At 54.9% G+C, this 24,708-nt stretch carries 27 protein-coding genes and 4 pseudogenes; 15 read left to right on the top strand and 16 right to left on the bottom strand.

Annotated features, from left to right (window positions below; all coding sequences use genetic code 11):
• A partial coding sequence (gene istA / locus ELH03_RS36020; RefSeq protein ID WP_130767648.1) for an IS21 family transposase occupies positions 1 to 594 on the bottom strand: 594 nt, incomplete at its 3' end.
• Between the two features lie 114 nt (positions 595 to 708).
• On the opposite strand from istA, the pseudogene ELH03_RS36025 reads away from it, so the two are divergent.
• The 3 genes and pseudogenes from ELH03_RS36025 to ELH03_RS36040 form a co-directional block, all read left to right on the top strand.
• Positions 709 to 1,104: pseudogene (locus ELH03_RS36025) on the top strand (transposase); the annotation flags it as partial.
• 860 nt (positions 1,105 to 1,964) lie between these two features.
• Positions 1,965 to 2,573, top strand: a complete 609-nt coding sequence (locus ELH03_RS36035; RefSeq protein ID WP_245504953.1) for a hypothetical protein — start codon at positions 1,965 to 1,967, stop codon at positions 2,571 to 2,573.
• A gap of 174 nt (positions 2,574 to 2,747) precedes the next feature.
• Positions 2,748 to 3,056: a hypothetical protein gene (locus ELH03_RS36040; protein WP_130767692.1), complete on the top strand. Its 309-nt coding sequence runs from the start codon at positions 2,748 to 2,750 to the stop codon at positions 3,054 to 3,056.
• Positions 3,057 to 3,498: 442 nt separating this feature from the next.
• On the opposite strand, the gene ELH03_RS36045 is transcribed toward ELH03_RS36040, so the two are convergent.
• The 4 genes from ELH03_RS36045 to ELH03_RS36065 form a co-directional block, all read right to left on the bottom strand.
• Positions 3,499 to 4,695: an MFS transporter gene (locus tag ELH03_RS36045; protein WP_130807011.1), complete on the bottom strand. Its 1,197-nt coding sequence runs from the start codon at positions 4,693 to 4,695 to the stop codon at positions 3,499 to 3,501.
• A gap of 43 nt (positions 4,696 to 4,738) precedes the next feature.
• Positions 4,739 to 5,569 carry a COG3904 family protein gene (locus tag ELH03_RS36050; protein WP_130660719.1) on the bottom strand — a complete coding sequence of 277 codons (831 nt, stop codon included), beginning with the start codon at positions 5,567 to 5,569 and terminating at the stop codon, positions 4,739 to 4,741.
• 131 nt (positions 5,570 to 5,700) lie between these two features.
• Entirely contained in the window at positions 5,701 to 7,188 is a 1,488-nt protein-coding gene (locus tag ELH03_RS36055; protein ID WP_130767690.1) for a WG repeat-containing protein, read from the bottom strand.
• A 777-nt stretch (positions 7,189 to 7,965) separates the two neighbouring features.
• On the bottom strand, positions 7,966 to 8,160 hold the full coding sequence (locus ELH03_RS36065) for a colicin E3/pyocin S6 family cytotoxin (RefSeq protein ID WP_197727844.1): 195 nt from the start codon (positions 8,158 to 8,160) through the stop codon (positions 7,966 to 7,968).
• 36 nt (positions 8,161 to 8,196) lie between these two features.
• Between ELH03_RS36065 and ELH03_RS36070 the strand changes: the two genes are divergently transcribed.
• From ELH03_RS36070 to ELH03_RS36100, 7 genes are all read left to right on the top strand, one after another.
• On the top strand, positions 8,197 to 8,385 hold the full coding sequence (locus ELH03_RS36070) for a hypothetical protein (RefSeq protein WP_130660716.1): 189 nt from the start codon (positions 8,197 to 8,199) through the stop codon (positions 8,383 to 8,385).
• 315 nt (positions 8,386 to 8,700) lie between these two features.
• Positions 8,701 to 8,913 carry a hypothetical protein gene (locus ELH03_RS36075; protein ID WP_130660715.1) on the top strand — a complete coding sequence of 71 codons (213 nt, stop codon included), beginning with the start codon at positions 8,701 to 8,703 and terminating at the stop codon, positions 8,911 to 8,913.
• 120 nt (positions 8,914 to 9,033) lie between these two features.
• Positions 9,034 to 10,038 (top strand): serine hydrolase domain-containing protein, encoded by a 1,005-nt coding sequence (locus tag ELH03_RS36080; protein ID WP_130807012.1) that lies wholly within the window; start codon positions 9,034 to 9,036, stop codon positions 10,036 to 10,038.
• A 66-nt stretch (positions 10,039 to 10,104) separates the two neighbouring features.
• Positions 10,105 to 10,803, top strand: coding sequence for an alpha/beta fold hydrolase (locus tag ELH03_RS36085; protein ID WP_245485525.1), 699 nt, complete (start codon positions 10,105 to 10,107; stop codon positions 10,801 to 10,803).
• A 48-nt stretch (positions 10,804 to 10,851) separates the two neighbouring features.
• Entirely contained in the window at positions 10,852 to 11,313 is a 462-nt protein-coding gene (locus ELH03_RS36090) for a GNAT family N-acetyltransferase (protein WP_130660712.1), read from the top strand.
• Positions 11,314 to 11,732: 419 nt separating this feature from the next.
• Positions 11,733 to 12,161 carry a DUF4304 domain-containing protein gene (locus ELH03_RS38740; protein ID WP_165420574.1) on the top strand — a complete coding sequence of 143 codons (429 nt, stop codon included), beginning with the start codon at positions 11,733 to 11,735 and terminating at the stop codon, positions 12,159 to 12,161.
• A gap of 12 nt (positions 12,162 to 12,173) precedes the next feature.
• Complete coding sequence (locus ELH03_RS36100) at positions 12,174 to 12,758, top strand: hypothetical protein (protein WP_130767689.1); 585 nt, start codon at positions 12,174 to 12,176, stop codon at positions 12,756 to 12,758.
• Positions 12,759 to 12,869: 111 nt separating this feature from the next.
• On the opposite strand, the gene ELH03_RS36105 is transcribed toward ELH03_RS36100, so the two are convergent.
• Positions 12,870 to 13,103 (bottom strand): VOC family protein, encoded by a 234-nt coding sequence (locus ELH03_RS36105; protein WP_130660709.1) that lies wholly within the window; start codon positions 13,101 to 13,103, stop codon positions 12,870 to 12,872.
• A gap of 40 nt (positions 13,104 to 13,143) precedes the next feature.
• Positions 13,144 to 13,812 (bottom strand): GNAT family N-acetyltransferase, encoded by a 669-nt coding sequence (locus ELH03_RS38420; RefSeq protein ID WP_245485524.1) that lies wholly within the window; start codon positions 13,810 to 13,812, stop codon positions 13,144 to 13,146.
• Positions 13,813 to 13,891: 79 nt separating this feature from the next.
• Here ELH03_RS38420 and ELH03_RS36115 point away from each other — a divergent pair, with 79 nt between their 5' ends.
• On the top strand, positions 13,892 to 14,176 hold the full coding sequence (locus ELH03_RS36115; protein WP_130767688.1) for a hypothetical protein: 285 nt from the start codon (positions 13,892 to 13,894) through the stop codon (positions 14,174 to 14,176).
• 15 nt (positions 14,177 to 14,191) lie between these two features.
• On the opposite strand, the gene ELH03_RS36120 is transcribed toward ELH03_RS36115, so the two are convergent.
• Together ELH03_RS36120 and ELH03_RS38425 are read right to left on the bottom strand one after the other, a co-directional pair.
• Positions 14,192 to 15,262 (bottom strand): IS3 family transposase, encoded by a 1,071-nt coding sequence (locus tag ELH03_RS36120; protein ID WP_245510192.1) that lies wholly within the window; start codon positions 15,260 to 15,262, stop codon positions 14,192 to 14,194.
• Positions 15,229 to 15,381: pseudogene (locus ELH03_RS38425) on the bottom strand (transposase); the annotation flags it as partial. The gene ELH03_RS36120 and the pseudogene ELH03_RS38425, both read right to left, overlap by 34 nt.
• 37 nt (positions 15,382 to 15,418) lie before the next feature.
• On the opposite strand from ELH03_RS38425, the gene ELH03_RS36125 reads away from it, so the two are divergent.
• Entirely contained in the window at positions 15,419 to 15,811 is a 393-nt protein-coding gene (locus ELH03_RS36125) for a hypothetical protein (protein ID WP_130807017.1), read from the top strand.
• A gap of 166 nt (positions 15,812 to 15,977) precedes the next feature.
• Here ELH03_RS36125 and ELH03_RS36130 read toward each other — a convergent pair whose 3' ends face one another.
• From ELH03_RS36130 to ELH03_RS36150, 5 genes are all read right to left on the bottom strand, one after another.
• Entirely contained in the window at positions 15,978 to 16,670 is a 693-nt protein-coding gene (locus tag ELH03_RS36130; protein WP_130660706.1) for a hypothetical protein, read from the bottom strand.
• Between the two features lie 105 nt (positions 16,671 to 16,775).
• On the bottom strand, positions 16,776 to 16,985 hold the full coding sequence (locus ELH03_RS36135; RefSeq protein WP_245485523.1) for a hypothetical protein: 210 nt from the start codon (positions 16,983 to 16,985) through the stop codon (positions 16,776 to 16,778).
• A 116-nt stretch (positions 16,986 to 17,101) separates the two neighbouring features.
• Positions 17,102 to 17,539: an NlpC/P60 family protein gene (locus ELH03_RS36140; protein WP_130660705.1), complete on the bottom strand. Its 438-nt coding sequence runs from the start codon at positions 17,537 to 17,539 to the stop codon at positions 17,102 to 17,104.
• 13 nt (positions 17,540 to 17,552) lie between these two features.
• A complete protein-coding gene (locus ELH03_RS36145; RefSeq protein ID WP_130660704.1) occupies positions 17,553 to 18,425 on the bottom strand; it encodes an ornithine carbamoyltransferase in 873 nt (290 codons plus the stop codon).
• A 177-nt stretch (positions 18,426 to 18,602) separates the two neighbouring features.
• Positions 18,603 to 19,118 carry an AAA family ATPase gene (locus tag ELH03_RS36150; protein WP_130660703.1) on the bottom strand — a complete coding sequence of 172 codons (516 nt, stop codon included), beginning with the start codon at positions 19,116 to 19,118 and terminating at the stop codon, positions 18,603 to 18,605.
• Positions 19,119 to 19,890: 772 nt separating this feature from the next.
• Between ELH03_RS36150 and ELH03_RS38745 the strand changes: the two genes are divergently transcribed.
• The 3 genes and pseudogenes from ELH03_RS38745 to ELH03_RS38875 form a co-directional block, all read left to right on the top strand.
• The gene (locus tag ELH03_RS38745) at positions 19,891 to 20,076 is read left to right on the top strand and encodes a LuxR C-terminal-related transcriptional regulator (protein WP_165420536.1); all 186 of its coding nucleotides are present in this window, start codon (positions 19,891 to 19,893) and stop codon (positions 20,074 to 20,076) included.
• Between the two features lie 92 nt (positions 20,077 to 20,168).
• Positions 20,169 to 21,317 (top strand): hypothetical protein, encoded by a 1,149-nt coding sequence (locus ELH03_RS36160; protein ID WP_245485522.1) that lies wholly within the window; start codon positions 20,169 to 20,171, stop codon positions 21,315 to 21,317.
• A gap of 59 nt (positions 21,318 to 21,376) precedes the next feature.
• Positions 21,377 to 21,472: pseudogene (locus ELH03_RS38875) on the top strand (DUF2934 domain-containing protein); the annotation flags it as partial.
• Between the two features lie 463 nt (positions 21,473 to 21,935).
• Here the strand turns inward: ELH03_RS38875 and ELH03_RS36165 are convergent.
• Both ELH03_RS36165 and tnpC read right to left on the bottom strand, forming a co-directional pair.
• Positions 21,936 to 22,970 carry an IS110 family RNA-guided transposase gene (locus ELH03_RS36165; RefSeq protein WP_128405660.1) on the bottom strand — a complete coding sequence of 345 codons (1,035 nt, stop codon included), beginning with the start codon at positions 22,968 to 22,970 and terminating at the stop codon, positions 21,936 to 21,938.
• 61 nt (positions 22,971 to 23,031) lie between these two features.
• Positions 23,032 to 24,663, bottom strand: a pseudogene (gene tnpC, locus ELH03_RS36170) (IS66 family transposase); the annotation flags it as partial.
• Positions 24,664 to 24,708 lie beyond the last annotated feature (45 nt).

Here is a 24,708-nt window from a genome sequence, read left to right on the forward strand (position 1 = left end):
ATTGTCGTAGATGCCGCGGCCAGGAATGCCGCCGAAGACGCGGAACGCGTGATTATGGGCATCGAACAGCATCTCATGCGTCTGCAGGAGATAGGCTCGGACGATGAAAGCCCTGGAGTAGCTCAGCTTCGTATGCGCCACCTGCAGCTTGGTGCGTTCATTGCCGATGATCGCCCAGTCTTCCGACCAGTCGAACTGGAAGGCTTCACCAGGCTCGAACGCCAAGGGCACAAACGTGCCGCGGCCTGTCGTCTGCAATTCCCTCTGCCGATCATCACGCCATTCCCGAGCAAATGCCGCCACGCGATTGTAGGAGCCCTCGTAGCCGAGGCTGACCAGGTCAGCATGTAATTGTTTCATCGTCCGCTTCTGTTTGCGGCCCTTCTTGGATTCCGTCTTCAACCAAGCTGACAATCGATCCGCAAACTGGTCAAGCTTGCTCGGTCGCTCCGGAACGTTGAACTTCGGCTCCACGCCGCCGGCACGCAGGTATTTGCGGATGGTATTCCGGGACAGGCCGGTCCTGCGGCAAATCTCCCGGATCGATAGATGCTCTCGAAAATGCCAGCGTCGGATTACGCTCAGTAATGCCATGTCGATCACTCCAGAGCCCCCGCTGAAAGCATGCGAGGGACGGTTGAAACATGGGTCAATTCTCAATGGAAATATCTGGCTGCGCCGGGTCAGCTCTCAGTGGAAATCAACAGCCTTATGACAATCCCCGGAGTTGGCCCCGTCACCTCGCTTGCCTTCGTCAGTACCATCGACGTCCCAGCTCGCTTTAAAAACTCCCGTGCAGTCGGGCCAGCACTCGGGTTGACCCCGGTGCTCAATCAGTCAGGGGAGAGTCATCGTGTCGGACGCGTTTCTTTATGCGGCGATGACATGATGCGTGCCCTTCTCTATGAAGCGGCGCAGGTCATGCTGAGCCGTGTGAAGAAATGGTCATGGCTAGAGGCCTGGGCAATGAATATTGCCCGGAGGCGCGGTCGATCGAAGGCGATCGTAGCGCTGGCAAGGCGATTGGCGGTGATCATGCATCGCATGTGGAGTGACAGCTCTGAATTCCGGTGGACAAGGGAAAATGAAGTAATACCCGTCTGATCCGGCGTCGCAACCGACCAAGTAAAGCTTTGGAATTCCGCTGACCGGCGGAACGATGTCCTTTGCGGGACGACGGATGAGGTGAGTGCGCTTTGGGTCTTGTACCGGTTGTTACGACGGTTAGGACGTGAGTCAGATTGCACCGCCTCGTTCTTCTGATCCCATGATGGGAAGGCCAGGAAGCCTATCCCGAAGAGAAGCAAGGGCCCGTTAAAGGACATCAAAGGCCGGCAGATGGAAAGCTTCAAAAGTGCTTGACGCAACTACGCCGAATAGAGAAGACCCAATGTTCGGTGCTGATTGACACACGGACGAAGCGGAGGTCTGTGTGTTCAGACTGCTGGGTTCCTACGAGAATTTATCCTACGCAACCGACTGGTTCGAAGCGCAAGGCTTTGACGTGCCCCCGAACTTCAGTAGCGCTCGCCCTTATATAGAGTCGGATGGCACGCAGCGGGTTACCGGCGGGTATTCGATCCGAAAGAACGGCCCCAAATTTCCGACTAAGGGAGTCATTCGTCGGGCTTTTAGATCGATACCATATGGCATGTCCGTTGATGCGACGTGGTCGAAGGACGGTAAGCAGTTGCTGTGGGTGCAAACGGGCTTCAGCACTCTGTGAGGAGGAGCCGCGATGTTAATTGGGAGCTGGTTACAGGGAAAAGATGGACAGTTTGCTTTTCTTCCTCGGAGACATCGTGAGCGAGTGGCTAACGGGCAATTCATCGAAATCGAAGTTTATGCGCTGGGTGGAGCGCATAGTTGTCTTTTTCGCAATCGTGCTCATGGCTCTTGGGTTTTTTTACATCTACCGCACTTGACCTCCGGCATGGCCGTTGGGCCGCAGCGGCGAGCCACAGGTGGATGCGATCCAACTATTGCACACGGTCGAGCGGCACCCCACACACGAAAGAGCTGATCAGCAAATGACTGAGGCAAATTCCTTATCGGCCGACCCCGACCAGAGCGCTACGCAGCCCGTCCTGGTATTGCGACCAAGCATCAGGGCACTCATCGGTTTCATCTGCGTCATGGCAATCTTCTTCGTCTACCTGTCACTCATCGCCGTTGGTCAGATCGAAATGAGCAGACCCACCAGTGGTGTCGGAGAGGGCATGTTCGCGATCCTGTTCCTCGTCATCATCGTCTTTGTTGTAGTAAAGGCCCGGCAGGTGGACTTCACGAAACCAATAATGGTGATCGGTCCCGACGGCATTACAGGTCAAAAACTGCCAAAACTCATCCCTTGGTCAATCATCGAACGCGTTGATATTCCTCAGACCCGCTGGGCGGAGCTGATCTATCTGACCGTGCGCAAGGATGCTGATCCGGAGATACTCCGACAGTTGCGCAAGCGGCAGCCTCTTGAAAGGACCGTCGCGATACCGCACAGATGGATTCCAGGATACAGTTCAAGCGAAGTCAAGGATATCGTAAATCGCTATTTCGAAAGCTCACAACGGGGTTGAATGTCCGGGAGTTGCCTTGGGCCCGGTGCCCGTTTGCATAGAAATCGGAGTTCGAAGCGTATGTCTAAGCGATCTGATAGGTTTTCTCAGCTGTTCAATTCAGCCCTCCATGAGCTGTTGTGTGGGCGTGCTGGCCGAGTGGCGATCCTTGGCTTACTCCTTGGACATGCTGGCGTGGCATTGGCTGACGAGAGCGGCTGGAACGAGGAAACGTTCGGATATTATTCCTCGATCATCCGTCAACTGCCGGAGACGCACAGTCGTCTGATTGACGGCTGCGCCAAGGACGGGATGGCGAAAATGGACGCCGAGACCAAAGCACAGACCGAGCGCGACACATCGATGTCGGCTGACGAGGCGGCCCGAGACGTTTGCCGCAGAATGATCAAGGGGATCGCTTCGGGCGCGGTGACGTACGAGGTCTACCGGAAATGGCTCGACACACCCGACGATGAGAAGCTCAGGTTTCCCGACTACCAGTGATCCGTCGGCGTGCCTGCCACAAGCGCGACGTGTTCTCTGCGTTGTGGGTGCTCAAGTTCCGGTGCTAATTGCACTTGGTCGTTTGTTAGTTCATCCTTTCGATGCGGATTTTCATGAGAGTTTTTGGTCGTGTGCTTGTCGATCTGATTGCCGCAATTTTACTGTTTTTTCTAATTGGCTTTGATGGCTTTTTCGTTGCAGCGCAAGCAGAGGCCTTGGCTGGTGAGCGGCCATACTGCATCGGAACAGCCGAGCCAAAGAATGCCGGGGTCTATCTACCAGTCACTAAGATCGAGGATTTGTCGTTTCGGCATATGTTCAATAGCGGTGGGCTCACAGACGAGCCAGGCCATGTTGGAGTGCATCATGCCGTGATGCAGCTTGCGGAGCCGCCAGGCTTCTCGAATTGGCGGCATTATGGAGCAAGTGCCACAAGGTATCCCTATTCTCTGATGGGTATGCTTCGAGGCCTTGCCAGGAAGCTCACCAGCACCACGCATAGGATGATTGCGAGGCCATACCCGAGGTAAAGATCAGCCTCCCCAACTGCGGGAAGCATGATGGGCACGAGATAGATTATCCCCCCAAAAGCGCTAGTGAGGAGGGTGCTAAACCCTTGCGCCCTGCCGATCATCTCGTTGTCGACGACGATCAGGAAGTTTGCACTAGCGAGCGCCCTGCAGACGCTCCAGAGCATTCCCGAAGCGCAGTATGTAATTACAGCTATCAGGGATATCTGCGAGAAGGAGAACGCAACGAGGGAGAGGCCTGACATCACCAGGATGGGGATCATCCGTCGCCGCAAAAGCTCAGCTATGCGCTTTCCTGAGACCAGCAATGCGGATGCAGCGCCTGCCAACGCGGCCACCATTTCCAACATTCCAAAGAGTGAGCTGTCGCCGTGGAGGCTGTTCGTCACGAACCCTGGTAAGAGAAGGTTCGTGACTTGTACTATCGAGTAAGATAGCCCTGTGAAGAGGACGGCGGCCAGGCATTCCGGGCGGCGCAGGAAATAACGGAGTGCCTCTAGGTTCGATGCGAGAAAACCTCCTGTGGCTGTTCCATGTGAATGGTATTGAGATGTAGGTAGCACACGCAAGAGACCTATGCAGATGAAGCTGATCGCACCAAACAGATACGCTGCTGCGCTACTTCCTAGATAATAGAGCGCGATCCCAGCCGCCCCCGTGCCACACGCGATTCCAATCTGTTTGGCTACCGACATTCTTAGGGCGAATCCCGCTCGCTCCTCCGCTGGTATAATGCGCTGAAGAAGGCCGCCCAGGGAACCAGATAGGACGGCGAAGCCAAACGCTCCTGCAATGCTGGAGACGATCAGCAGTATCGCACCCCAAAGGGCGGATGACCCTTCGGCAAATCCCACCAGAAGCATCGCAATAGCTCGCGTCGCCTGGCCTATGGCTGACATTGCTTTTCGGTCATGTTTATCAACAAGGTGACCTGCTGCTGGTGCGAGAAGAACTCCCGCAAGACTGGACGCAAGCAGAATCAAACCGACGAGCTTTGACCCGCCGACCTGAAACGCGATCCACGACGGCAACACGATCCCGACGCCGACCAAGCCAAAGGAGAGGACCGTGAAGAGTGCGTATGCTATCTTCTGCTTGTTTGGGGGCATCAGAAATCCTGTATGTCAACATCGCACTTGAACCAGCGGATACTCACTCCACGACGTCTTCGGATGCCTGGGGATCGGCTACATGACTTACATAGCCTGGTTCCTCGGTATCCGAGAAGACTTTCGTAATTACGCCTGATCTCAGTGCTTCAGCGTTTTGGACGCGATAAAGGCCCTCAGGTGTCGCCAGTCCCATCATAGCGAAAACATCGTCTCGGCTGACTCCCATTTCGTCGAGATAAATAGAAAGCATCCGCTTCAACACGGGATCAGACCTCGTCGAAATTGCGTCCAGGTTTCTTCGCCCTGCCGTCCCATAACCGGAGTTTTTGCGGCCGTTCGTTATCTGATGAAGGCCGATATCGGAAGTAATACCCGCAGCGCGGACCTTGCCGCCAGCCAGGGCAAGCGGGCAAGCTGAGAAACAGTAGGCCCCTCCCGCGTGAACTTCGCCTACGGACCAGCCATTCCTGACGATCTTTTGTGCACAGCGTGGCTCAAGCATAGGGCAGTCGTTTAGCCGGGTCCTGCCGATTGCAGTTTCGAGACCGGCCGCTCGGATCATACGCCCAATTGAAAGCGCGGCGTCCACGTCGCCGCCGTAAGACTGAAACACAACAGGAAATTTTCGGCCCTTGAGGCTCCTGAGAAGGGTCTTAAATTGTTTCGGCGTGTTGGAAGTTATCGCGCCTTCGGCAGATATCCATCGGATACAAGTTTCCTTGCAGTTTCCATCATGAACCAGAGCAAAATCCATCGGCCGATCTTCGAGTGGCTTCTGTCCTGCGTTCGCCGGAATTGCAGCAATCATGGATAGAAAAAAGACTGCAGCAATTAAGCAGTAGGTTGTCCGCAAATAAAAGTGGATTGGCATGCACATCCCCGTAATATCAGGTAATTGCTATCGCCTCGAGCTCTCATAGGCAACGGTTTTTGAACCGCGAGGCGATATACGTCAGATTGGGAAATTTAGGCCATTCGCAGATCGCGAGCCGTTACATGGGTTCAATCGCACTGGATGATCTCTCTGCATGTCACCGAAATCGATCCGTGACCCTGTATCCCGTCTCCGATCAGCCGTGGCGCTGGATGCGAAGGGTCTGAACCGTGCTTCAAGAATGCCTGCATCCAAAGGACGCTGCTTCTGAACGGATCGGGATCGAGCTTCTCCTGATAATGATGCGATACCTCGACTTCGGAATAGATCGGGAGACAATCTGGCTTATTCCGCGCCTTCCCATCTGGGCCGATTGGGCACCAGGCATTTTTGGCAATGTCAGGAACCCAGGCGATTCCTCGACGGAAGCAAGAAATTGCTTCAAACTTCGGTTCGACAAGAATGCGCCCATCAGGCCCTTGCAATCCCCAAAGACCTTCCTTCGACACAATCGACACGCCGCTTTTGCACTGGGTGCTCTTGGAAGGAATGATCGGTTCCCCCATCCTCAACGGGAATGGCTTCTCCTCGGGAGCATCACTGAGGTTGCCGTCGGCGCTGATGCCGAACCAGCTGCCATCAATTAGCACCTTCAACGGTTTCCCTTGAAGATCACGTTCTACTTTTTGGAAGAACCTGCCCCCAAGGAGACGGCCGCCGGTATCCAGAAATCCTTCTTTGCCATTCAGGCGCACGACGGAGTAGCCCTGATCCCAATAAGAAAGCCAGTCGTAGGCGAGGGGAATTACCAGATTTCCCTCCGGATCGACGGCACCCCAAAGTCCACGTCGCGGTTCAGCGTCTTCAACCTTGACCGAAACAACAGCACGACCGTCGTGAAGTGATTGAACCGCGTCGAACGCTGGTTCGACCTTCCACTTGCCCTCATTGTTCATCAGGCCAAATCGCGGCTGCTTCGCACTTACATCGCGGGCCCAAACGTAATTTGGACGGCCACGTTCGAAAGGTTTGAATTCGTAAGTGTATGCGGTTAGCCAACCCTTGCTCAGGCTGTAGAGACCCATTGGACCATAATCGACGTACAAAAGGTCGAACGGCTCCAACTCTTCCATTTCAGGCGGTCGCTTTGGGCGAAACTGACCCTTCCGCACGATGAGAACATCGGCCATGATTGGTGTCGAACGACCGAATTGCGGGTCCAGCACTACCTTCCCAGTTTCTGAGACGACGCCCGTATGCTGACCGACAAGGATTTCGGCGAATCCCTCATGAAAGGGTCCGGCGAGATCGAAGCGCGGCTCGATCACAACCTTGCCTGCCGTATTGACATAGCCGAAGAGCCCGTTCATGCGCACGGCGGCAAGGCCCTCCGAGAACAGCATAGTCCGCTCGAACGACTTCGGGATCAGGTCTTTGCCACTCTGTCTGTCGGAATATCCGCACAGGTCGAATATTCCGCCACACGATGGGTACATAGCCTTGCCACTAACGTCACTGCCGAATCCATGGGACGCCGTGCAAGAGAACGGTATGACCAGCAGCGGGATTCGGAACGACTTCCTCGACCAAATTCTGTTCGGCAAAACGCGTGGCATTCGTGTCTCCAGTGACGGAACAATCACGTCGACTACAAGAAACGGGACAAGTTATGATTGCAGTAGGATTTTCAATAAAATTACACAGGTCAATTGGAGCCGCCGATAAATCACTCTCCGAAGCCTGAGCTGTTTTTAAAGAAAGACAGGATTGAGGAAAGACATCGGAGGTTCTTGCGAATTGTGGACCGGGCAGCCGCAAGACAGTGTCAATTCTGGCGTTGGCCCGAAGGTGCTGAGGGCATCACCTGCTTTCGGTCCGTTGCCGCCATTGAACATGGCCATTCCCGTATCTAGGTTTCAAAAAACCCAGGAAGCCATTTGATGCGCCGTATCCTGAAAGATTGACTGACATCATTAGCAATCGAAGGGTATCCCGCATTGTTCTTACCTACCGACGGTGATCTTGTCCCACGGGCGACGCCCAGTGTTACGCGATGCTGGACGAACCAGTCATAGCAGCGCAATTTAAAAATCCAACTTCCTCACTTCGGTGATCTGTCCAGTTCACCAATCCGCTTCACGCACTACGAAATCTGCCTATATCCCGCATAGCAATCGTATCTGTCGACATCCAACATAAATCCATACTTATCGAAAATCTTACTATTACTAATTTTATCTATCTTGTACGATCCATGCATTAATGGATCATGATCTGGAACAGATAATACTCGTCGAAAAAATTCCAGATCGCTGAATTCTACATCAAGTGTATTCTTCAGAACTTGGCCATTCTTCTCATACAACTCCAGAACAAGCGAAACCTGCATAAGGTCATCCTTTTGGTGTTGTTGGTCCAGGCTTCGGAGGTTTTGTTTGCGCCCCCGTCACCGGATCGTATTCACCGACATGCTTCTTTCCCGACTTATCGAATTTCTCAAGTTTACAGTGTTGGTAGTCCAATTTCATAAATGTTTCCCTTGTTGCCGTACCACCGCGCTCTGCCGCCAATATGATCACCTCCTCCATTCGAATTCTGGCTCAACACAATTTTAGGCATAAGGCATGAACAGACTGCAGAAGACGATAACGACCTTGCTGAGCACCATGGGGCTGATCATTGGCGGCTGGTTGGGCTATCAACTAGCTGGGATAGTCGGCGTGCTCATGTTCGTGCCTGTCGGCGCCATTGTCGGGCTTTGCGCAGGTCTTATGGGCTGGCGGATAATCTATCTGCTGGCGTTCATTCCGTAGCAAATGTTCGATACATCGACGTAGACCGGTCCATTATTGCTCATTGCGTGATGTAGCTATCGGATGTTGTTGTCGTACGGCTCGGTGGAGTTCCTCATGGGGATCAGCGAGGCGAGACCTTATTTTAGCCTGCGATGTTCGCAGACGCGTCAAGGGTCAAATCCACCCGCTCCGTCTTCAGATGTGAGGGCGCAAAGAGAGCATCCTGTTTTCAATCGAAAGCGCGGCGAGCAGCATTCCCAGTTAGACGCAGATAGGTTGGCCTTGCGGCGCACGGTGCAAAATCATATGGCTTTTGCATCTCGGAGATGCGGCATGCGGACTTTCAGAATCATTGGCGGCATGACAGTATTGGCATTGGTCGCCATTGCGGTATTGTTCATTTGGTCGGGATTAGCGGCCAATGAGATGATCTCAAAGTGCCATGACAATTCAGCAGGCGAATACATCCCAGAACTGAATGCGCGAAAAGCTTATTGCGGAGACTTCGGCGCAAATTCAAGTGACCCTCTGCCGCGCGGTTACTAGCAAAGCCCCACTTATACGTGCTTCGGCAGATTACCCAGAGCGTGCGCTCTGGGCTGCGTCATATATATCCGTTAAATAAATCAACCAACGCGTGGGCGCGATGTCGCTTAGGGAGAAGTCATGACCGGCAACGAACTATCTTTCACTGAGAACGACAGGATCGTTCCTGGTGCCGAATGGGACGAGCCGATGCCGGAAGACGCTGGCTGGTCAACATCGCATCTTGCCAGCCTTGCCCAAAATTTGGCGGACGGCCGCTCGACAGGGCTTATGATCATCGACGCGGGCCGCATCGTCTTCCAATGGGGTGACGTTGCCTGCAAATCCAGCGTGGCATCCGTGCGGAAGAGCCTGATCAACATCCTGTACGGAATTTACATTGCAGAAGGCAGGATAAATCCGAACGATACGTTGGCAGATTTGGAGATCGATGACGTTACGCCTCTGACTGCAATTGAGAAGACCGCGACGGTGCTGGACCTCTTGAAGGCCAAATCACGTGTTTATCTGCCCTCAGTATACGATACCGACAAAGGCCGCCCGCCGAGAGGAAGCCAACAGCCGGGAACCCATTGGTTTTACAATAACTGGGATTTCAATGTCCTTGGAACCATTCTGGAGCGTCAAACGGGGCAGACGGTATTCGAGGCGTTCGCGTCACGCGTCGCGGTACCTCTTTCGATGCAGGATTTTATGAAGGACGACGGCCATTTTCACCACGGCCCGGAATCTCGGCACCCTGTCTACAAAATCCGCATGTCGACCCGCGACCTTGCTCGTGTCGGACTACTCTATCTCCGAGGCGGGCGATGGGGCGAAACGCAACTCGTGCCCAAGATGTGGGTTCAAGAAAGCACTCAACCCCATTCGGAAATCGGGGAAGGAAAGGGATACGGCTATCTCTGGGTGACTGCCGCCGCAAACGCTCCTGGCGACAGCATCAGCACCGATGTGCCCATGTTTTACGCGAGCGGATTCGGAGGGCAGTACATCATCGTCTTGCCCGCGCTCGATCTCGTCGTCGTGCATAAGTCGGCGCGGGTCGATCACGGCGTGAACCATGCGAGAATGGGGGAGATCATACGCAACGCGCTCGCGGCCCTGCCAGATTATAGGCGGTCATAGAGTAATGGGCCGATAGAACGAAAAACCTAGCTTTAATTCGAGATTTTAACGAGTACGAGGTTGTACGTGGATTCTGGTGGAAGGCTTGGATTGCTTCTCTTGCATGCGCTTCCGCTTGATGGTTCGATGTGGGATCGTCAGATCAATTTATTGCCTGGGTCCACTTATGCACCGACGCTCTATTCCTTGGGCGACGGTGTTGAGGAGTGGGCCGCCTCGGCTTTAAACCAAGTCAACGAGGAACGCATTGTCGTCGTTGGCTGCTCGGTCGGTGGCTCTTGTGCGTTGGAGGTGGCCGCGATTGCCTCCCACAGGGTTGCTGCGCTCGTTCTCATCGGGACGAAGGCGAGGCATCGACCTGATCCGATCCTTCATATGTCCGCCCTGGAAACGATGCAAAAGGAAGGGCTGGAAAACGCTTGGGACGTATTTTGGGCACCGTTGTTTTCAAAGGCTGCTGCTGGCGCGGTGGTAGATGCGGCGAGGCTGACCTTCCTCCGCCAGCCTCCTGGCGATGTGGCGAGAGGAGTTACCGCATTTCATAGCCGTCCGTCCCGCGATGAAATCCTTTCAATGTTTTCCGGACAAGTTGCCGTGATTACCGGCGCGGAAGATACAGCCCCTGGCCCTAAAGTGAGCGCAGCTCAAGCGAACTCTGCGCGGCGAGGGAGGCTGTATGTCATCCCGGAGTGCGGGCATTACGTGCCGCTAGAGCAACCCGAACATCTGAATTCCATTCTGCGCAACGTGATAGCGGCCCAGTGACGCCCTTGAGCAGGCCGAATCCGCTCAAACACAAGTGGGAGGTGGAGAATGATGGTTCAGATCAGCCTAGCACAGCATGATGATATAGCACCCTGGCTGCGGCTGGCTGAAGACGTTGTCCCGTTGTTTGGCCCTATGCCGGATTTTGATGCTGTTCTCGTCCGGAAGATCGCCGAGCAGCGGGCCTTCAGCGCAAGAACTGACATAGGGAGCGCAGGATTCATAGGAGGGGTTCTGATAGGTGGCAGCGACTTGAAACATGCGATCCGCTGGCTTGCGGTCTCTTCGGAGTTTCGCAGGCTTGGCGTCGGTAAGATGCTTGTCGAGGCTGCCCTTTCCAGCATCCCATCTGACTCCACCGTTCATGTCGATACCTTTGTCGCAGGTAGTCCAGGAGCGGAAGCAACAAAGCGACTCTATGAGGGACGCGGCTTCATTCCATTGGAAGTCTGGAGAGAGGGTGAGGTGGTTCGCCAACGGTATATTCGACCACCGCTAAAGCGGCCGTAGTACCTATGACCGCCAATGGCGCGAAGCTACCGCCCCGTCGTAGCGGCGTCCTCCGACAATATGCAGCTGGCGGCAAACGCCACGACCTTTAAACTCCGAAAGAGAAATGCCGATAGTTCCTTTGGCATGATGGCCGCCGTAAAATTCGTTCAGCGACCATAGGGCGTTTCACGAAAAAGACGAATTACCGACGATGGAAGCATCGAGGCAGCATTCGATCCCGAGCGACATTGCGATGAACGCTCTTAAGGGCTCAGCAGTGCCAATTATAGCCAGGATTGCCCACCTACGGTAAGCACTGCTAAGAACGGCGATTGCCTGGGTCAGTGAATCGCAACTGTCGCCTGAAATTATTGATGTGCTCTTATAGTGCTTTTTCGGTAGGGGCTGCGTTACCTATCAGCTTGAAAGGTGTCGAAATGGCCTCTCGCCAGGAAATCAACGCGGCTATCAAGTCGAATGTCCTTTCAAAATTGAGAAATCAGGGATTCAGCGGGTCGTTTCCTCATCTCCGCAGAATTGGTGATGAGGTGGTCGATCTGGTCACATTTCAGTTTGATCGACACGGAGGAGCATTGACGATTGAGATAGCAAAATGTTCGCTTTCAGGTATCGACGGTCCGCTCGGACATATACCGGCAAAAAATGCCACGGCTCACCATAGACACCCAATCTACAGAAAGCGGCTCGGGGATCACTCGCGTTCAACCGGGGGCAGCGATAACTGGTTTAGCTATGCTGACCGGGGCGCGGCTTCCGTTGCCGACGCTATCCTCACCCGTTTGTTGGATGATAGCATTTGGAACGACGTTTCTCCCGACGGATCGGAAACGCCATATCGGAAATAGGTTACGGACACAGTGCGCCTCAGCTTCTTTGCTCTAATTCTCCCATTGATTTTGTCGGTAGCATTGCCGTGCGCCGCGCAAGAACATCGCAGGTCTTTCGGCTTGCTCGACCGTCTCCCAGGCGAAGACCCTTCGTGTGATTTCGTAAACCGTTCCTATGAGCGCACATTTGGAGGTAAATTCTCGGCACGCACCTATGGCGTTCAACCGATGGGCGATTACGAATTAATCGAAACCGGAATCTTTATTGGCGATTTAGCTTATGATCGACAGGGGCTGGGTAGGTGGCATTTGCGGCACCGTGGACTACGGAAGACCGTCGATGGAATAGGAGCTATTTTCCGGCATTGCTCGAACGCTTCCGACAGCCTCTATGGCGCAGTGCCGGTGAAGGTTTTTCAGGTTGACTGGGCAAGAAACGGATATAACGCCAAATCAGAAGTCTTGATTGCCACAGCAACTGCGAAGTTCGTCAAAATCACAAGTCATTTCGTCGGAAAATCACCTTCTGGCTTCCCCGTAATGATGGGATTAGTTGAGACGAAAGGAGATCGGATCAGAGCGCCCTCTGACGCAATCGATCTTCGGTACGAATAGGTCGCGCGAGAAGCATTGGCTACAGACCGAAGGCGATTGGCGTCGGCGAATTCCGCGCATCGTTTCTTGAATCGACACGAGCCTGTCTGTGCGGCCGCACCTGGACATTCGTCAGCTCGAATGACGGCTGGTCACCCTGATATAATAGCCATCAGGATCGACAAGGCGAAACGGATGATCGCTCGAAAGGACGCTGCGCGAATTGATCGCGATCACTGCGTCGTCGTTTTTCAACATCGTGTATTCGGCGCTTGCCGAACCCTGGACTTCAAAGCCCAGGACTCGCTGATAGAAATCTAGCGATTTTTCTGGGGTTTCGACAAATAGCTCCAAACTCAGTTGCAACTGCTACCCCCTTTTCCGTTCACCGGGAATGGCGCAAGACTCAGAGTGATCGTTCGAAACGAAGCTCTCTGTCCTTTTCGCCGACGTGTTCCCAACCAGCTGCTCGATAGAATTTCTCGGCTCGGGTGTTTGGATCGGTGGTGAGCCACGCGCGTCCGATGCCCGCAGACTTGAGGCAGGCGCAGGCTTCGGCCAGCAGAATGGAGCCAATTCCATTTCTTTCAAATCGGGGAGCCACAAAAAGCGCCCAAATGTTTCCGTTGCGTGGGTCGGCCGCAGAAAAGCCAACTACCTCGCCGTCCTCTTCCCAAACGGCGACTCCCGGATTGGCTACATACCAAACGTAATCAGCATCGGTAATCTTTGTGGGGTCGCTCAACATGTTTTCGACGACCAACGCCCGGATAGCTTTGAGCGCCCGGAGGTCAGTTAGAGCCGCTTTTCGGAGCATGCAACGATCTCTCGATAGCTTGCGAAGACTTGCACAATGGCTCTTTGTGGCCTCTGATTCAATGTCCGCGCTCCGTGCGAAGCGGCGCGATCCCATGAGTGCCGGATATTGGCTAGACCCGCGCGGATCGGCTAGGTCCGCATAACCAATGATGCCGCCGAATATCACGACGAGAAAGCGTGGATGACTTTCTGGGCGAACTTGATCATCGCAAAAGTTGAATCTATTGCCTAAAGTAGACCTTTCGAAGAGAAACATTTCGGCAAGTATGCTAGGAGCCGACCAAAGCTTGATTGATTTCGCTTCTCGGTGATGACTCGGACAATAAGGCGAATTGATGCGGCGGTATCTCCTAAGTTTAGTCAAATTATTGATGAAAAAAGAGCAAATATATGGAGTTTCTGCGTTAATTATCGGGCTTTTTCTGTCGGTGTTGGCTTGGATTCCCCTCATGGCTATCGCAGCAACATTGACTTTCGAGTTTGCGATAGGGGGAGAACTGGCAATGGTCTGCGTTTTGATGCTGTTTTCTCCTGCGGTTATTTTATTTTATGTTTCATTTGCTTTGCTCGCTGATGAGGTCTCTGGGAAGCTTACAGGGCGAGCCGTGTTTGGAATGTGACCTTGCCCCCAAGTTTTATCCATTTTTGAGTTCGCTCCAGCGGTTTTGGGTTGCTGCATTTGCGGCGGTAGCGGCGGGTTGCGGTGCGGAGCCATTTCGGCTGCGCAGCACCGCATCACGTCGCGGCTTGATGGTCTGAGCGAACTCGGCAGGTGTCATCCAACCGAGTCCAGAATGCGGTCGATGATCGTTGTAATCGCTGCGCCAGTTTGAAAGCGCGGATCGAGCATGGGTCAGTGACGAGAAGAGGGTTTCATTCAAGAACTCGTCTCGCAGCCGTCCATTGAAACTCTCGATGAAGGCGTTCTGGATCGGCTTGCCAGGCGCGATGTAGTGCCATTCCACCTTGGCCCGGTCCGTCCATTGCAGGATCGCGTTGCAGGTGAACTCGCTGCCGTTGTCACTGACGATCATCCTGGGCTTGCCACGCTCCTCGATAATCCGGTCAAGCTCACGGGCAACCCGCAGACCGGAAAGCGATGTGTCGGCGACGAGTGCAAGGCATTCCCTGGTGCAATCGTCGACGACCGTCAGAACCCGGAACCTGCGTCCATCGGTGAGTTGATCCGACACGAAGTCCAGCGACCAACGATCATTGGCTGCCATCGGGATCAGCATCGGTGCTCGTGTGCCTATCGCTCGTTTCCGGCCGCCGCGCTTGCGTACCGTCAGCTTTTCTTCCCGATAGAGCCGGAAGAGCCGCTTGTGGTTCACAAGGTGGCCATCACGCCTGAGCAGCACATGAATGCGTCGATAGCCGAAGCGGCGACGTTCATGCGCCAACGCCTTCATCCGCTCGCGAAGGTCATGGTCATCGCTGCGCCTGGTTTCGTAACGGATCGTCATCCGGCAAACGCCGATGGCTTTACACGCCCGCCGTTCACTCATCTGATGGTGGCTCATCAGATGAGTGACAGCGTTCCGCTTTGCTGCGGGCGTCACCACTTCTTTCCCAAAAGGTCTTTCAAAGCTGCATTGTCGAGCATCGCGTCTGCCAGCAGCCGCTTCAGCTTCGTGTTCTCGTCCTCCAGCGTCTTCAGCCGCTTGGCTTCCGACACGTCCATGCCGCCGTATTTGGCCTTCCATTTGTAGATGCTGGCATCGCTGACGCCGTGCTTGCGGCAAAGCTCCGAGACCGGCGTGCCGGCCTCGTGCTCCTTCAGAATGCCGATGATCTGTTCGTCTGTGAAACGATTGCGCTTCATTCCCTGGTCCTCTCAATGGGCCAGAGCTTACTTCAAAATGGATTATTTCAACGGGGCAAGGTCAAATGCAAACTGGTTCTCTCAAGGGAAAAATACGGCGGATGGTGGGTTCCGCAAACAGCAGCCCGCCGCGTTGACGGCCCAAAGGCGGTCGACCGTTCTCAAACAACCGACGTTCTTGCGTTATCAAGGCAATCATTTAAGTTGCATTGATGGCGAAACTTGCATTAGTGATTGCGGCAACTTTGACGTTTGGCACAATCTTTTGGGTTATTCTGACCGAGATCGGGAAGAAAACCGATGTCATGAGAGCGCCTCCGTCGTTTCACGCAAAGCAAGCCAAGCTGATACTTCCGCTTATGGCGGTTTTCGTCTCGCTTATTTTCCTCGCCAGCCAAGCCGAATCGTGGGGATGGCCGTAGCCGCGTGACTTCATGTCCGCTGGCAGTTCCGATGCCCATCAGTAAAGGATTCCCAAAATTGAATGACGGCGCGAGCATGGTGAACATGGCGACCTCCTATTGCTCGTCCGTGGAAGAGACAGACCTGGAAGTGGGGGCGGAACACCGGGTACGGCCAAAGGATCGCTCACTGGATTACTGAGATATCCAGACTTGAAGAGGGCCAAGTTTTGCCAACCCCATCTCTTCACCGCCTAAATCGTCCCTAGACCAGCATACGATAGGTAGTCCGTGTGAAGCCGATCCCGCAGCTTGCAATGCTCCCATCTGCGTGAATGACTGGGTTTTGAGGGAGAACCAATTTGATACCCCAAGCGAAAATCCAGTGTCAAAGCTGATGAAGCCAGATTCAATTGCGCTTGGCTCACCCTTGAACCAAAAGGTAATTCTGTGATCTTCAAGTAAGGTGCCAGGGAAAACGGTGTCGTCAGAAGAACCCCAAGCTCTTTCCCATAAATGCAACTCGGCTGGAGAGGTTACGGTCTTCCAGTCGGCAGTCTCGCCGCCGGAAACCGTGCCACCGTACCAATGCCCAGCGAGTATCCGTTCGAAACCCTGCTGGGCAAGAGTTAGGTCTCCGAAGCTATCCTTGATCCCCCACTTTCGAGACTGATTGGCTTCACGAACTTTGTAAGCGAGTTCAACAACTTCGTTCTGAACACCCTTTTCGCGAGTTATAATGTTCGGATAAAACGTCGGCGAAATAGCTAAATTCGCCCAGGCCCTTGAAGACCTCGTTTCGTTCGATCCATGTGCAGAACAGACGCTACTGCACCAAGCGATGTTGTCCTCAACGGCGATGTGAAGCAGTCGGGCGGTATCAGTCATAACAAGTGCCCCCGATAGGTGGGAAGGAGAACCTAGTCGGCAATGACCAAAATTGGCGCAAGCCTGGCCCATGGCTGCTTTGACACGGCCGTCATCCGTCCCCATTCAGGATTTCGTCCAAAACGTCTTCGTCCAGAACGTCCTCGTTGCCGAAAAGCGCGATACCTCGACATGATCATCGTCGAAGACAGAAATCTCGACACGCTCTCCAACCACTGTAGCCGTAATGTCTATCGTGTCAGGACGATATCTCCCGATGAAATAATGGACTTTCGCATCATCCAGCCGTTTTAGAACCTCGAATACTTTGGACATCGGTGGCCTCCTTCTGGTCTGGAAAATCAGCCGAATGATAGGCGCTTCGCGAGCGACCACAATGGCCGCTCCTGATGCAAGGCGACGGGTCTATGTTTGCTGGCGGCCGAGCGCTGTCATCGTTGCTCGCGGCGCACCAGAACAGTTTTGAAGCCGATGAGGAAGCGATACTCGTCGCGGTTTTGCATCTGCTCCTGCGTTTCGACGGCTGGAAAACCTATCCTCTTGGATAGATGTAGAACCAAGCCTTGCCCCAAAGAAAGCCCCACATGTGCGCCGAAGCTTTTGGGCTCATCATTCACTAAGACCAGATCGAACGGCTTCGGGTCCTTAGAGACCGCCGTATGCGCGGTGTCATCCCAGAGATCGCTCGACCGAAAGTCAGGCAGCTCGAAGCCAAAATGCCTCAAAATTGAATATGCGTATTGTTGACAGTTCGCGCCACCTTCAACGCCGCGAACACCACGAGCGCCAGGAAAATGCGCTCCGTTATATCGTACCCCCCAAAACTGGGGAGGGATTTCGATTGGGGATTGGTTGAGGTTTTCGGTCATGCCGGGCCCATGGTCAGGACGTAGCCCACTCCATCAGTGCGTTCTGGGCGTGAAGCAGGAATGCTTTTGCTGGACGGCTTTGACATGAAGGGTGCGACATTGCGTCGGCCGTCACTTCTTGCCCCCTAGCGACCGGCGGACATGGCAGAAAGATCATGTCGCGCTTTCCCTCATCGAGGAGCGCTGCCGTCACCTGATATTCTGCCAACTCGCGTTCCTCTGTATCTTTCGGCCACGAGTCCGTGATGATGACATCCGCCTCAAGGACACACCGGATATCCCGGCTGGTTTCGAAATTCGGGTTTAACAGGTTGGGGTCGGCAACGTGCCAGCGCTCGGGATACACTTGGACGACACGGATGGGCATGGACTTCGACGCCTCGACCCATGAACGGAAGATGTTGGCATCTGGGGCTATCCCGACAACTTTAAGGCCTTCAAGTGATCCCCTGACGCTCTTGACGTAAGCAAGATCGCCAAGCGTTTCGCATGGATGATTGGCCGTTGTCCGGGCATTAATAACGGGCGCATCCATGACGGAGGCAAGTTCCCGCAAGGTAGAGAGTTCCTTGGTCCTGATGACGAGAAGATCAAACCAATTGTCGAGGTAGCCCGCAAGGTCGGCGGTGGTCTCGCGGACATTGAAGCTGATCGGCGGCTGCACGCAGACGCCTCCCATAGCCTTCACGCCGAGATCGAAGGCGGCAGTATTCCGCCATCCAGTGTCATCGACGATAACACCAACCCGTTTGCCTTTCAGCGATTGCGGCATGGTGCGGTCGGCCCAATGCTTCGCAAGCTGACCAGCTCGGTCGATGATCGCGGTGATGACTTCGAACGGCAATGAGTAGAACTCAAGGAAATCTCTATTCTGCTTAAAATTCATGTGCTTCCAATTCCAAGTTCGGTGCGACCAGAACGCCCAATCGGCGAATACCCATACGGAACCTTCGAAGCTGCCGGGTGTGGCTCTCTCCTTCGGCTGCGTTGCATGGATAGCATCACGCCGCGATGTTGCGTGAAGATCAGGCCGCCTAGCTATGCCTTTTACCGCTATTTCGGCCTAAACATGCCTCCGCACTTCGCGAATGACACGTTCAACCCCCTGTTCCAGCGTCAGATTTGATGTGTCGAGAATTTCGCATCCATATGCGGATGCCTCATTTCGTAGAAAACTGGCCCAGTTCATCATATCCGCGCTCGCCAAATCAGGTTGACCCCGATCAATCGAAAGCCGTCTTGTTCTAGTCTCGTCGTCGCAATCAATGAGGATGCAGGCGTAGGGCATGATTCCCGCGCGTTCGGCCGCTTCTACCAGAAAAGCAAAACGAGACTGGCCCTCAAATAAGACGCTGCGCCCTTGTGCGACGAGGGCCGATAATCGACCCATCCATTCGAAAGTTGCAGCTCTCTGCCATCCTTCGACGGAGCCGAATTGCTCAATCATCTCTTCCACGGGCGGCACGCCGATGCGGTCCTTATAAAAGACGTCGATTTCTTGGCCGTGCAGGCGCTGAATCGCTTCGGCAATGGTTGTTTTCCCGGCTCCTGATGCGCCGGTCAGAATTACGAGTGGCATGATGTTTCCTCAATCGCAGCCAGCGATAACTTCTCCGCAAGCGGAGCTGGCTAAACGTACCCCAGGTGCAATGCACCGGCTTCGAACCCCTTCAACAAGGGAGGTGCCGCTAGGCGTCGAAGAAGGCCGTGGCGATGTTGAGGATGATCGTCTTCATAGTGACAGAAAATATAGTACAACTAGGATTGGTGCAATGGCTGTCGTTGCTACTCGCAGAAACTGGTTTGTTGGCGCAGTACAGCGGCGGGGATATGCGGAAGGGAGGCGGATGTCGCGGGTGGAAGCAATGATCGGCATCTTTTGTGCAATGGTGATATGCCTGATCTGCGCCACCATGGCTTGTTACGCGGTGTTTTCAATCCTCATCCGGCTGCCTATTTCCAACCCTTTCGTGTGGTGGACCCTCGACAGCTACACGGGGTTTGCCACAGTGTTTGGTTCTGTCTTCCTACTTACGTTTGGCGTCTTGATCAGCCTATACCGTCTTGCTTTACGACGAGCACGATAGCCTCATCGAGTATGAGGGGTTTGGAACCCTTCATTGCATGACGCTTTCCTAGCATCGTTGCTGCAATGCCCTGCTAAAAAGGGGATATGGGATCAAACTCATTGATCAACCCCGACGCACCGGATCATTGCGTCGACTGCCAGTTCGTACTGGCCGCGTTCGAACTCTAATGGCCCAAAGCACGCGTAGTCCCGTCGTGGCCGATGCGTGATCGATTTTGAGCTACTGCTTCCGATCCCTCGCACAAGAGCGGATGTTGACGACGTGGATCGCGCTATCCTTCCGTTGCTGTACGAGGGCTTTTCCGAAAAGGAGATCGGACAGCAAGTCGAACTTTCCCACCGAACCATCGAGCACCGTATAGAGCGATTGAAGCAAGGCTTTGGCGCAGGCTCGATAGCACAGCTGGTGGCACTCTCGATTGCGGGAGGATTGGGAAGCGCGGGTTGACCTGGCGCTCGGGGCTTGCCCCTGCGTCTCGGTTGTTATCTCCAGCGTTGGATGCTACCGATAGGTGCGTAGGCCATCGTGGGTGTAGTTTCATGAACCGAATGATCGTTTTCGTGGTTATTGCCCTTGCGACCGGCACCGCGCATGCAAACGGGCTTCCGTTTTTCCCCAACACGAACGTCCCCGACTACACCGCGAAGCTGGCTGTGCGCGACACATTAGATGGAAAGGACTACTGGCGGGTCGTGCAGCATCACAACGGCTGGACGCACGTTGAGGAGACACAAGGTGACGAGACACATATCTGGTATGGGCGCTTCTTTCAGAACATTGTTTTGTCAACAGGCAAGAAAGATGGAGAGGAGATTAAGCGCTTCAATATCAGGCAAGTCGAGCCATCGTATGACTACCTCGGCATCAAGCAGGTCAAGGAAACGAACGATGTGGAGACAGTGGGCAGCGAGGAGTGCCGCTGGTGGGAAATAGTTCGAGCCCCTCCGCCAAGCCCTATTTGGATGACCTGCTTGACCAGCGACGGAATAGAGGTCGCAACCAAGGTTCTCTTTTCCAAGGGTGAAGTGATGTCCGAGGCGCGACTGACCGAGATCAAGCGCGGTCCGGTCCCGGAGGCCGAAGTGTTGCCGCCAAGACAGCTTTTTGACGCAAGCACATGGCTCAAACCGCTGCGTACCTACCCGGATCACCCTCCGAGCGCCGTCGACTTCGAGGCGAAATTAGTCGCGAGGGCGTCTGACAATCCGTCGATAGACAGGACCTCTGAGGTAAGGATGTTGCGACATTATCCATGGTGGTTTCGTCAACGTGACGGCAAGGACGGGTCGATCCGGATCGAGGTTTGGAACGAGCTTGAGAACCAGGGTATTTTCTATTCGTCATCGAAGAGGGAACGCAGAATTGTCGCTGGTCGCTCTTCGCTGGACCCGAAGCGTCCCTTCTCTAAATTCAGCAGCCAAACTGGAATGGAAAATCTGGGCGAGCAGGGCCAGTTTCTTGGCGAAAATTGCACATGGTATGACCTAACGCCGAATATGGCCGATGCAAGTCAGAAGCAGTGCATCACGTCCGACGGTATTCCGTTGAAGGACGACCACTGGTCCGGCTTGAGCGCAGTGGAGAGCTTCGACACGATGGCGTTTACGCGTCGACCCGTCGACATCGGCGAAATGCAGCCGCCTCGCGAATACCTCGATCCCTCAGCTTGGGGGCTTGCACTGCAATAGTGCGGGCAGCAAAAGCCATGCCAACAGGGACGGCTATATAGCCAGGAGTGACTGCGTGCGATGGCCACGAGGTGCTGGTGAAGTTTCGCCCGAAACCGCAGCGGCCGGAAATGCCGCGCCACGAGTGGGTCAATCCATCGACGAAGGTCGGCTGAACGGCGCAACCGCTCTATCAAAGCTATTTGATTTGCGAGATGCTTTCGCCCTCCTCGCCTTTAAGCGGTCACTGACGTGATCGTGACATGACAAAGCCGCCACGCTCAAAGAGTATGCATCCGGTGAGGGCCGCAGGTTAGGCTGCTTGAGCGTTAAGTCCGTGTGGCTGCCAATTCCATATGTGGACGGCTCCCACTTGCAAGCTTTTTTGCAGATATTTTTGACCGGATCGCCTGCTTCCATATGTGCGGCCTTTGTGTGTGGTCGCACATGACCACTGGCCAAGATGGTTTCCGCAACGCGCGTTCCTAACACGGTAACGACCTTAAAAGGCCAGTGGAATTGACGGAGTGTCACGCGTCTTGGATCGATCGATCGCACCATCTGCTTTTCTCTTGCAAGTTCACAGCATCAGCTCAACACGGTAGCATTCATTCTGTGCTCACCGTGATGGCCGATCTCCTATACTGCCTGTGTTTGTCCCTCTGTCCGCCGATACGTTTCGCCACTCACCATGAGCTTCCAGGCGACACGGGCGATCTTGTTGGCCAGCGCCACCGCAACCAGCTTCGGTTTCTTCCGTTGGAGGAGTTCGATCAGCCATCGGGAAGTATGTCTGCTTCGACCTAATCTGACATGCTGAAGAAGAGCAGTCGCGCCAACCACCAATATGCTTCGTAGCATTTCGTCGCCCGCACGAGTGATCACCCCAAGCCTGACCTTGCCTGCGGTCGAATGGTCTTTCGGTGTAAGCCCTATCCAGGCGGCAAAATCGCGACCCGACTTAAACATCTTGGGATCTGGGGTCTTCATCATCAAAAGCGACGCGCCGACCGGCCCAACACCCGGGATTTCGGCCAGGCGCCTGCTGCATTCATCGGAGCGATGCAACGCAATCAGTTTTTCCTCGACGGCTTTCGTTTCGGTAAGCAAATCTCGATACTCAACGCCATGCATGGCAAAAAGCTCACGGGCCAGTTCCGGCAAGGATTGATCAGCCGCTATTCGCTCCAATAAAGGTTCGATCCGGCACATGCCCTTGGCCGCGACGATGCCGAACTCCATGGCAAAACCGCGTATGGCATTGGCAAGCTGTGTCCGATTGCGGATCAGCCGCTCTCGCACACCGACCAGCATTAAGGCCGCCTGCTGGTCGGCGGTTTTCACGGGCACGAAGCGCATCGTGGGGCGGCTCATCGCCTCGCACAACGCTTCAGCATCCGCCGCATCATTCTTGCCGCGCTTGACGTAGGGCTTCGCCAGTTGCGGCGCGATCAATTTCACCTCATGACCAAACGAACTTAACAACCTCGCCCAATAATGAGAGCCACCGCAGGCTTCGAGTGCGATGGTGGTCGGTGGCGCTTTCTCGAAGAATTTCACCATCTCCCTACGCGACAGCTTCTTGCGAAGGGCTGGTTGTTCGGCTGTGTTCACGCCATGCAATTGGAACACACTCTTTGACGTATCCATACCAATTCGGATAATCTGTTCCACGGACGGTCTCCCTCGATTGAGCTTTCAACGAACTCATTCTGGCACATTGCGATGCCGTGGGGAGCCGTCCACCCCAACACGGGAGTAATTGCTCCAGCTTACTGATTGGCGTGTCGGCGATGCGGGCCAGGACGTCAGCAAGCCAAGCCTGGGGATCGATGTCGTTGAGCTTGGCACTCATGATCAGCGTCACTATCAAGGCAGCACGATCAGCGCCGCGATCCGATCCGGCGAAGAGCCATGACTTCCTTCCAAGTGCAAAACCCCTGAGCGCGCGCTCGGCGGCATTGTTCGTGAGACAAATCCGGCCGTCGTCGAGGAACGACACGAAGCCGTTCCAGCGCTTCAGCATGTAGTCGATCGGCTCTGCGACCGGAGAACTGCGCGACAGTTTTGCCCGCTCGGTTTGAAGCCAGCGGTGCAGTTCGCCGACAAGCGGCAGACTGTGCTTGCGACGGCGCTCCAGGCGTTCCGCTGCGGCAAGCCCGTTGATCTCACGCTCGATGTCGAACAGCGCATCGATCCGTTTGACGGCTTCCAGCGCCATAGGCGAGATCGGCGCGGCGCGGCTGCCGCGTTTGGCATTCGTGGCGATGTCGGCCAGCACGAAGAACTTGCGCCTCGCGTGCGACCAGCAGAGCGCCTGCGTCAGCGGCCCCGGATCGCGGTCTACCTTGAACAGCGGATTGTAGCCGCCATAGGCATCAGCCTGCAGAATGCCGGTGAAGGTCTTCAAGTGGCGCTCGGGATGCTCTTGTCGTCGATCTCGCGAAGCATAGTAGAGAGCCGCCGGCGGCGATTGCCCGCCAAACGGCCGGTCATCTCGGACATAGGTCCAGATGCGACCCGTATCGGTCTTTCCCTTCGCCAGGATCGGCACTGTGGTGTCGTCGCCATGCAGCCGCTCGGCAGCCAGGACATGCGCTTCCATCAACGAATGGAGTGGCTTCAGCGCCGCGGCGCAAGCGCCGACCTGATCTGCCAGCGTCGACAGGCTGAGGTCGATACCCTCTCGGGCATAGCGCTCGCTCTGGCGGTTCAGCGGTTGATGCTGCGCGAACTTCTCAAACAGGATCATCGCCAGAAGGCTGGGCCCGGCAAAGCCCCGCGGCGTCACATGGAAAGGAGCTGGTGGCTGGGTGATCTTCTCGCATTCGCGGCAGGTGAACTTCTCCCGCACCGTTTGGATCACCTTCCACTGACGCGGGATGACCTCCAGGGTCTCGGTGATGTCTTCGCCCAGCTTCGACAGCTTGCCCGAACCGCAACAAGGGCAGCTCGCCGGGGCCGCGATAACGACACGCTCGCGCGGCAGATGTTCAGGGAATGGTTTCCGTGATGGACGCTTGCGCTCGAAAGCCCTGACCGTCGAGGCTTTGGCCGCAACCTCTGCCGCCAGTTCGTCTTCGCCAGCGTCAGCCTCCAGCTCCTCGAGCTGCAGTTCCATCTGTTCGAGGAGTCGCGCCTTGCGTTCTGACCGGCTGCCGTAAAGTTCGCGGCGAACCTTCTCGATCTCCAGCTTCAACCGCGCGATCAGCGCTTCGGAATGCGACACGAGCGCCTTTGCGCTGGCGGCTTGCGCCTTGGCGGTCGCTGCCTCTGCCTCGGCAGCGATACGCCGGGCACGCTCCTCGGCCAGCAGTGCAAGCGCACTGGCAAGGTCGTCCGGAAGCTCATCAGTCGCGTCGCTCATGGCAGGATGGAATCATATTCGAGTCCGCCATTCCAGTGCTTTTGC

The sequence above is a fragment of the Rhizobium beringeri genome (assembly GCF_004306515.1).
Lineage (GTDB): Bacteria > Pseudomonadota > Alphaproteobacteria > Rhizobiales > Rhizobiaceae > Rhizobium > Rhizobium beringeri.

Bases quoted from the DNA above. Each gene is read 5' to 3' on its own strand.
- ELH03_RS36045 (WP_130807011.1), bottom strand. From the start codon at position 4,695: ATGCCCCCAAACAAGCAGAAGATAGCATACGCACTCTTCACGGTCCTC.
- ELH03_RS36050 (WP_130660719.1), bottom strand. From the start codon at position 5,569: ATGCCAATCCACTTTTATTTGCGGACAACCTACTGCTTAATTGCTGCA.
- ELH03_RS36055 (WP_130767690.1), bottom strand. From the start codon at position 7,188: ATGCCACGCGTTTTGCCGAACAGAATTTGGTCGAGGAAGTCGTTCCGA.
- ELH03_RS36065 (WP_197727844.1), bottom strand. From the start codon at position 8,160: ATGGAGGAGGTGATCATATTGGCGGCAGAGCGCGGTGGTACGGCAACA.
- ELH03_RS36070 (WP_130660716.1), top strand. From the start codon at position 8,197: ATGAACAGACTGCAGAAGACGATAACGACCTTGCTGAGCACCATGGGG.
- ELH03_RS36075 (WP_130660715.1), top strand. From the start codon at position 8,701: ATGCGGACTTTCAGAATCATTGGCGGCATGACAGTATTGGCATTGGTC.
- ELH03_RS36080 (WP_130807012.1), top strand. From the start codon at position 9,034: ATGACCGGCAACGAACTATCTTTCACTGAGAACGACAGGATCGTTCCT.
- ELH03_RS36090 (WP_130660712.1), top strand. From the start codon at position 10,852: ATGATGGTTCAGATCAGCCTAGCACAGCATGATGATATAGCACCCTGG.
- ELH03_RS38740 (WP_165420574.1), top strand. From the start codon at position 11,733: ATGGCCTCTCGCCAGGAAATCAACGCGGCTATCAAGTCGAATGTCCTT.
- ELH03_RS38420 (WP_245485524.1), bottom strand. From the start codon at position 13,812: ATGTTTCTCTTCGAAAGGTCTACTTTAGGCAATAGATTCAACTTTTGC.
- ELH03_RS36115 (WP_130767688.1), top strand. From the start codon at position 13,892: ATGCGGCGGTATCTCCTAAGTTTAGTCAAATTATTGATGAAAAAAGAG.
- ELH03_RS36120 (WP_245510192.1), bottom strand. From the start codon at position 15,262: ATGGAAGGCCAAATACGGCGGCATGGACGTGTCGGAAGCCAAGCGGCT.
- ELH03_RS36125 (WP_130807017.1), top strand. From the start codon at position 15,419: ATGGATTATTTCAACGGGGCAAGGTCAAATGCAAACTGGTTCTCTCAA.
- ELH03_RS36130 (WP_130660706.1), bottom strand. From the start codon at position 16,670: ATGACTGATACCGCCCGACTGCTTCACATCGCCGTTGAGGACAACATC.
- ELH03_RS36135 (WP_245485523.1), bottom strand. From the start codon at position 16,985: ATGTCCAAAGTATTCGAGGTTCTAAAACGGCTGGATGATGCGAAAGTC.
- ELH03_RS36140 (WP_130660705.1), bottom strand. From the start codon at position 17,539: ATGACCGAAAACCTCAACCAATCCCCAATCGAAATCCCTCCCCAGTTT.
- ELH03_RS36145 (WP_130660704.1), bottom strand. From the start codon at position 18,425: ATGAATTTTAAGCAGAATAGAGATTTCCTTGAGTTCTACTCATTGCCG.
- ELH03_RS36150 (WP_130660703.1), bottom strand. From the start codon at position 19,118: ATGCCACTCGTAATTCTGACCGGCGCATCAGGAGCCGGGAAAACAACC.
- ELH03_RS36160 (WP_245485522.1), top strand. From the start codon at position 20,169: ATGAACCGAATGATCGTTTTCGTGGTTATTGCCCTTGCGACCGGCACC.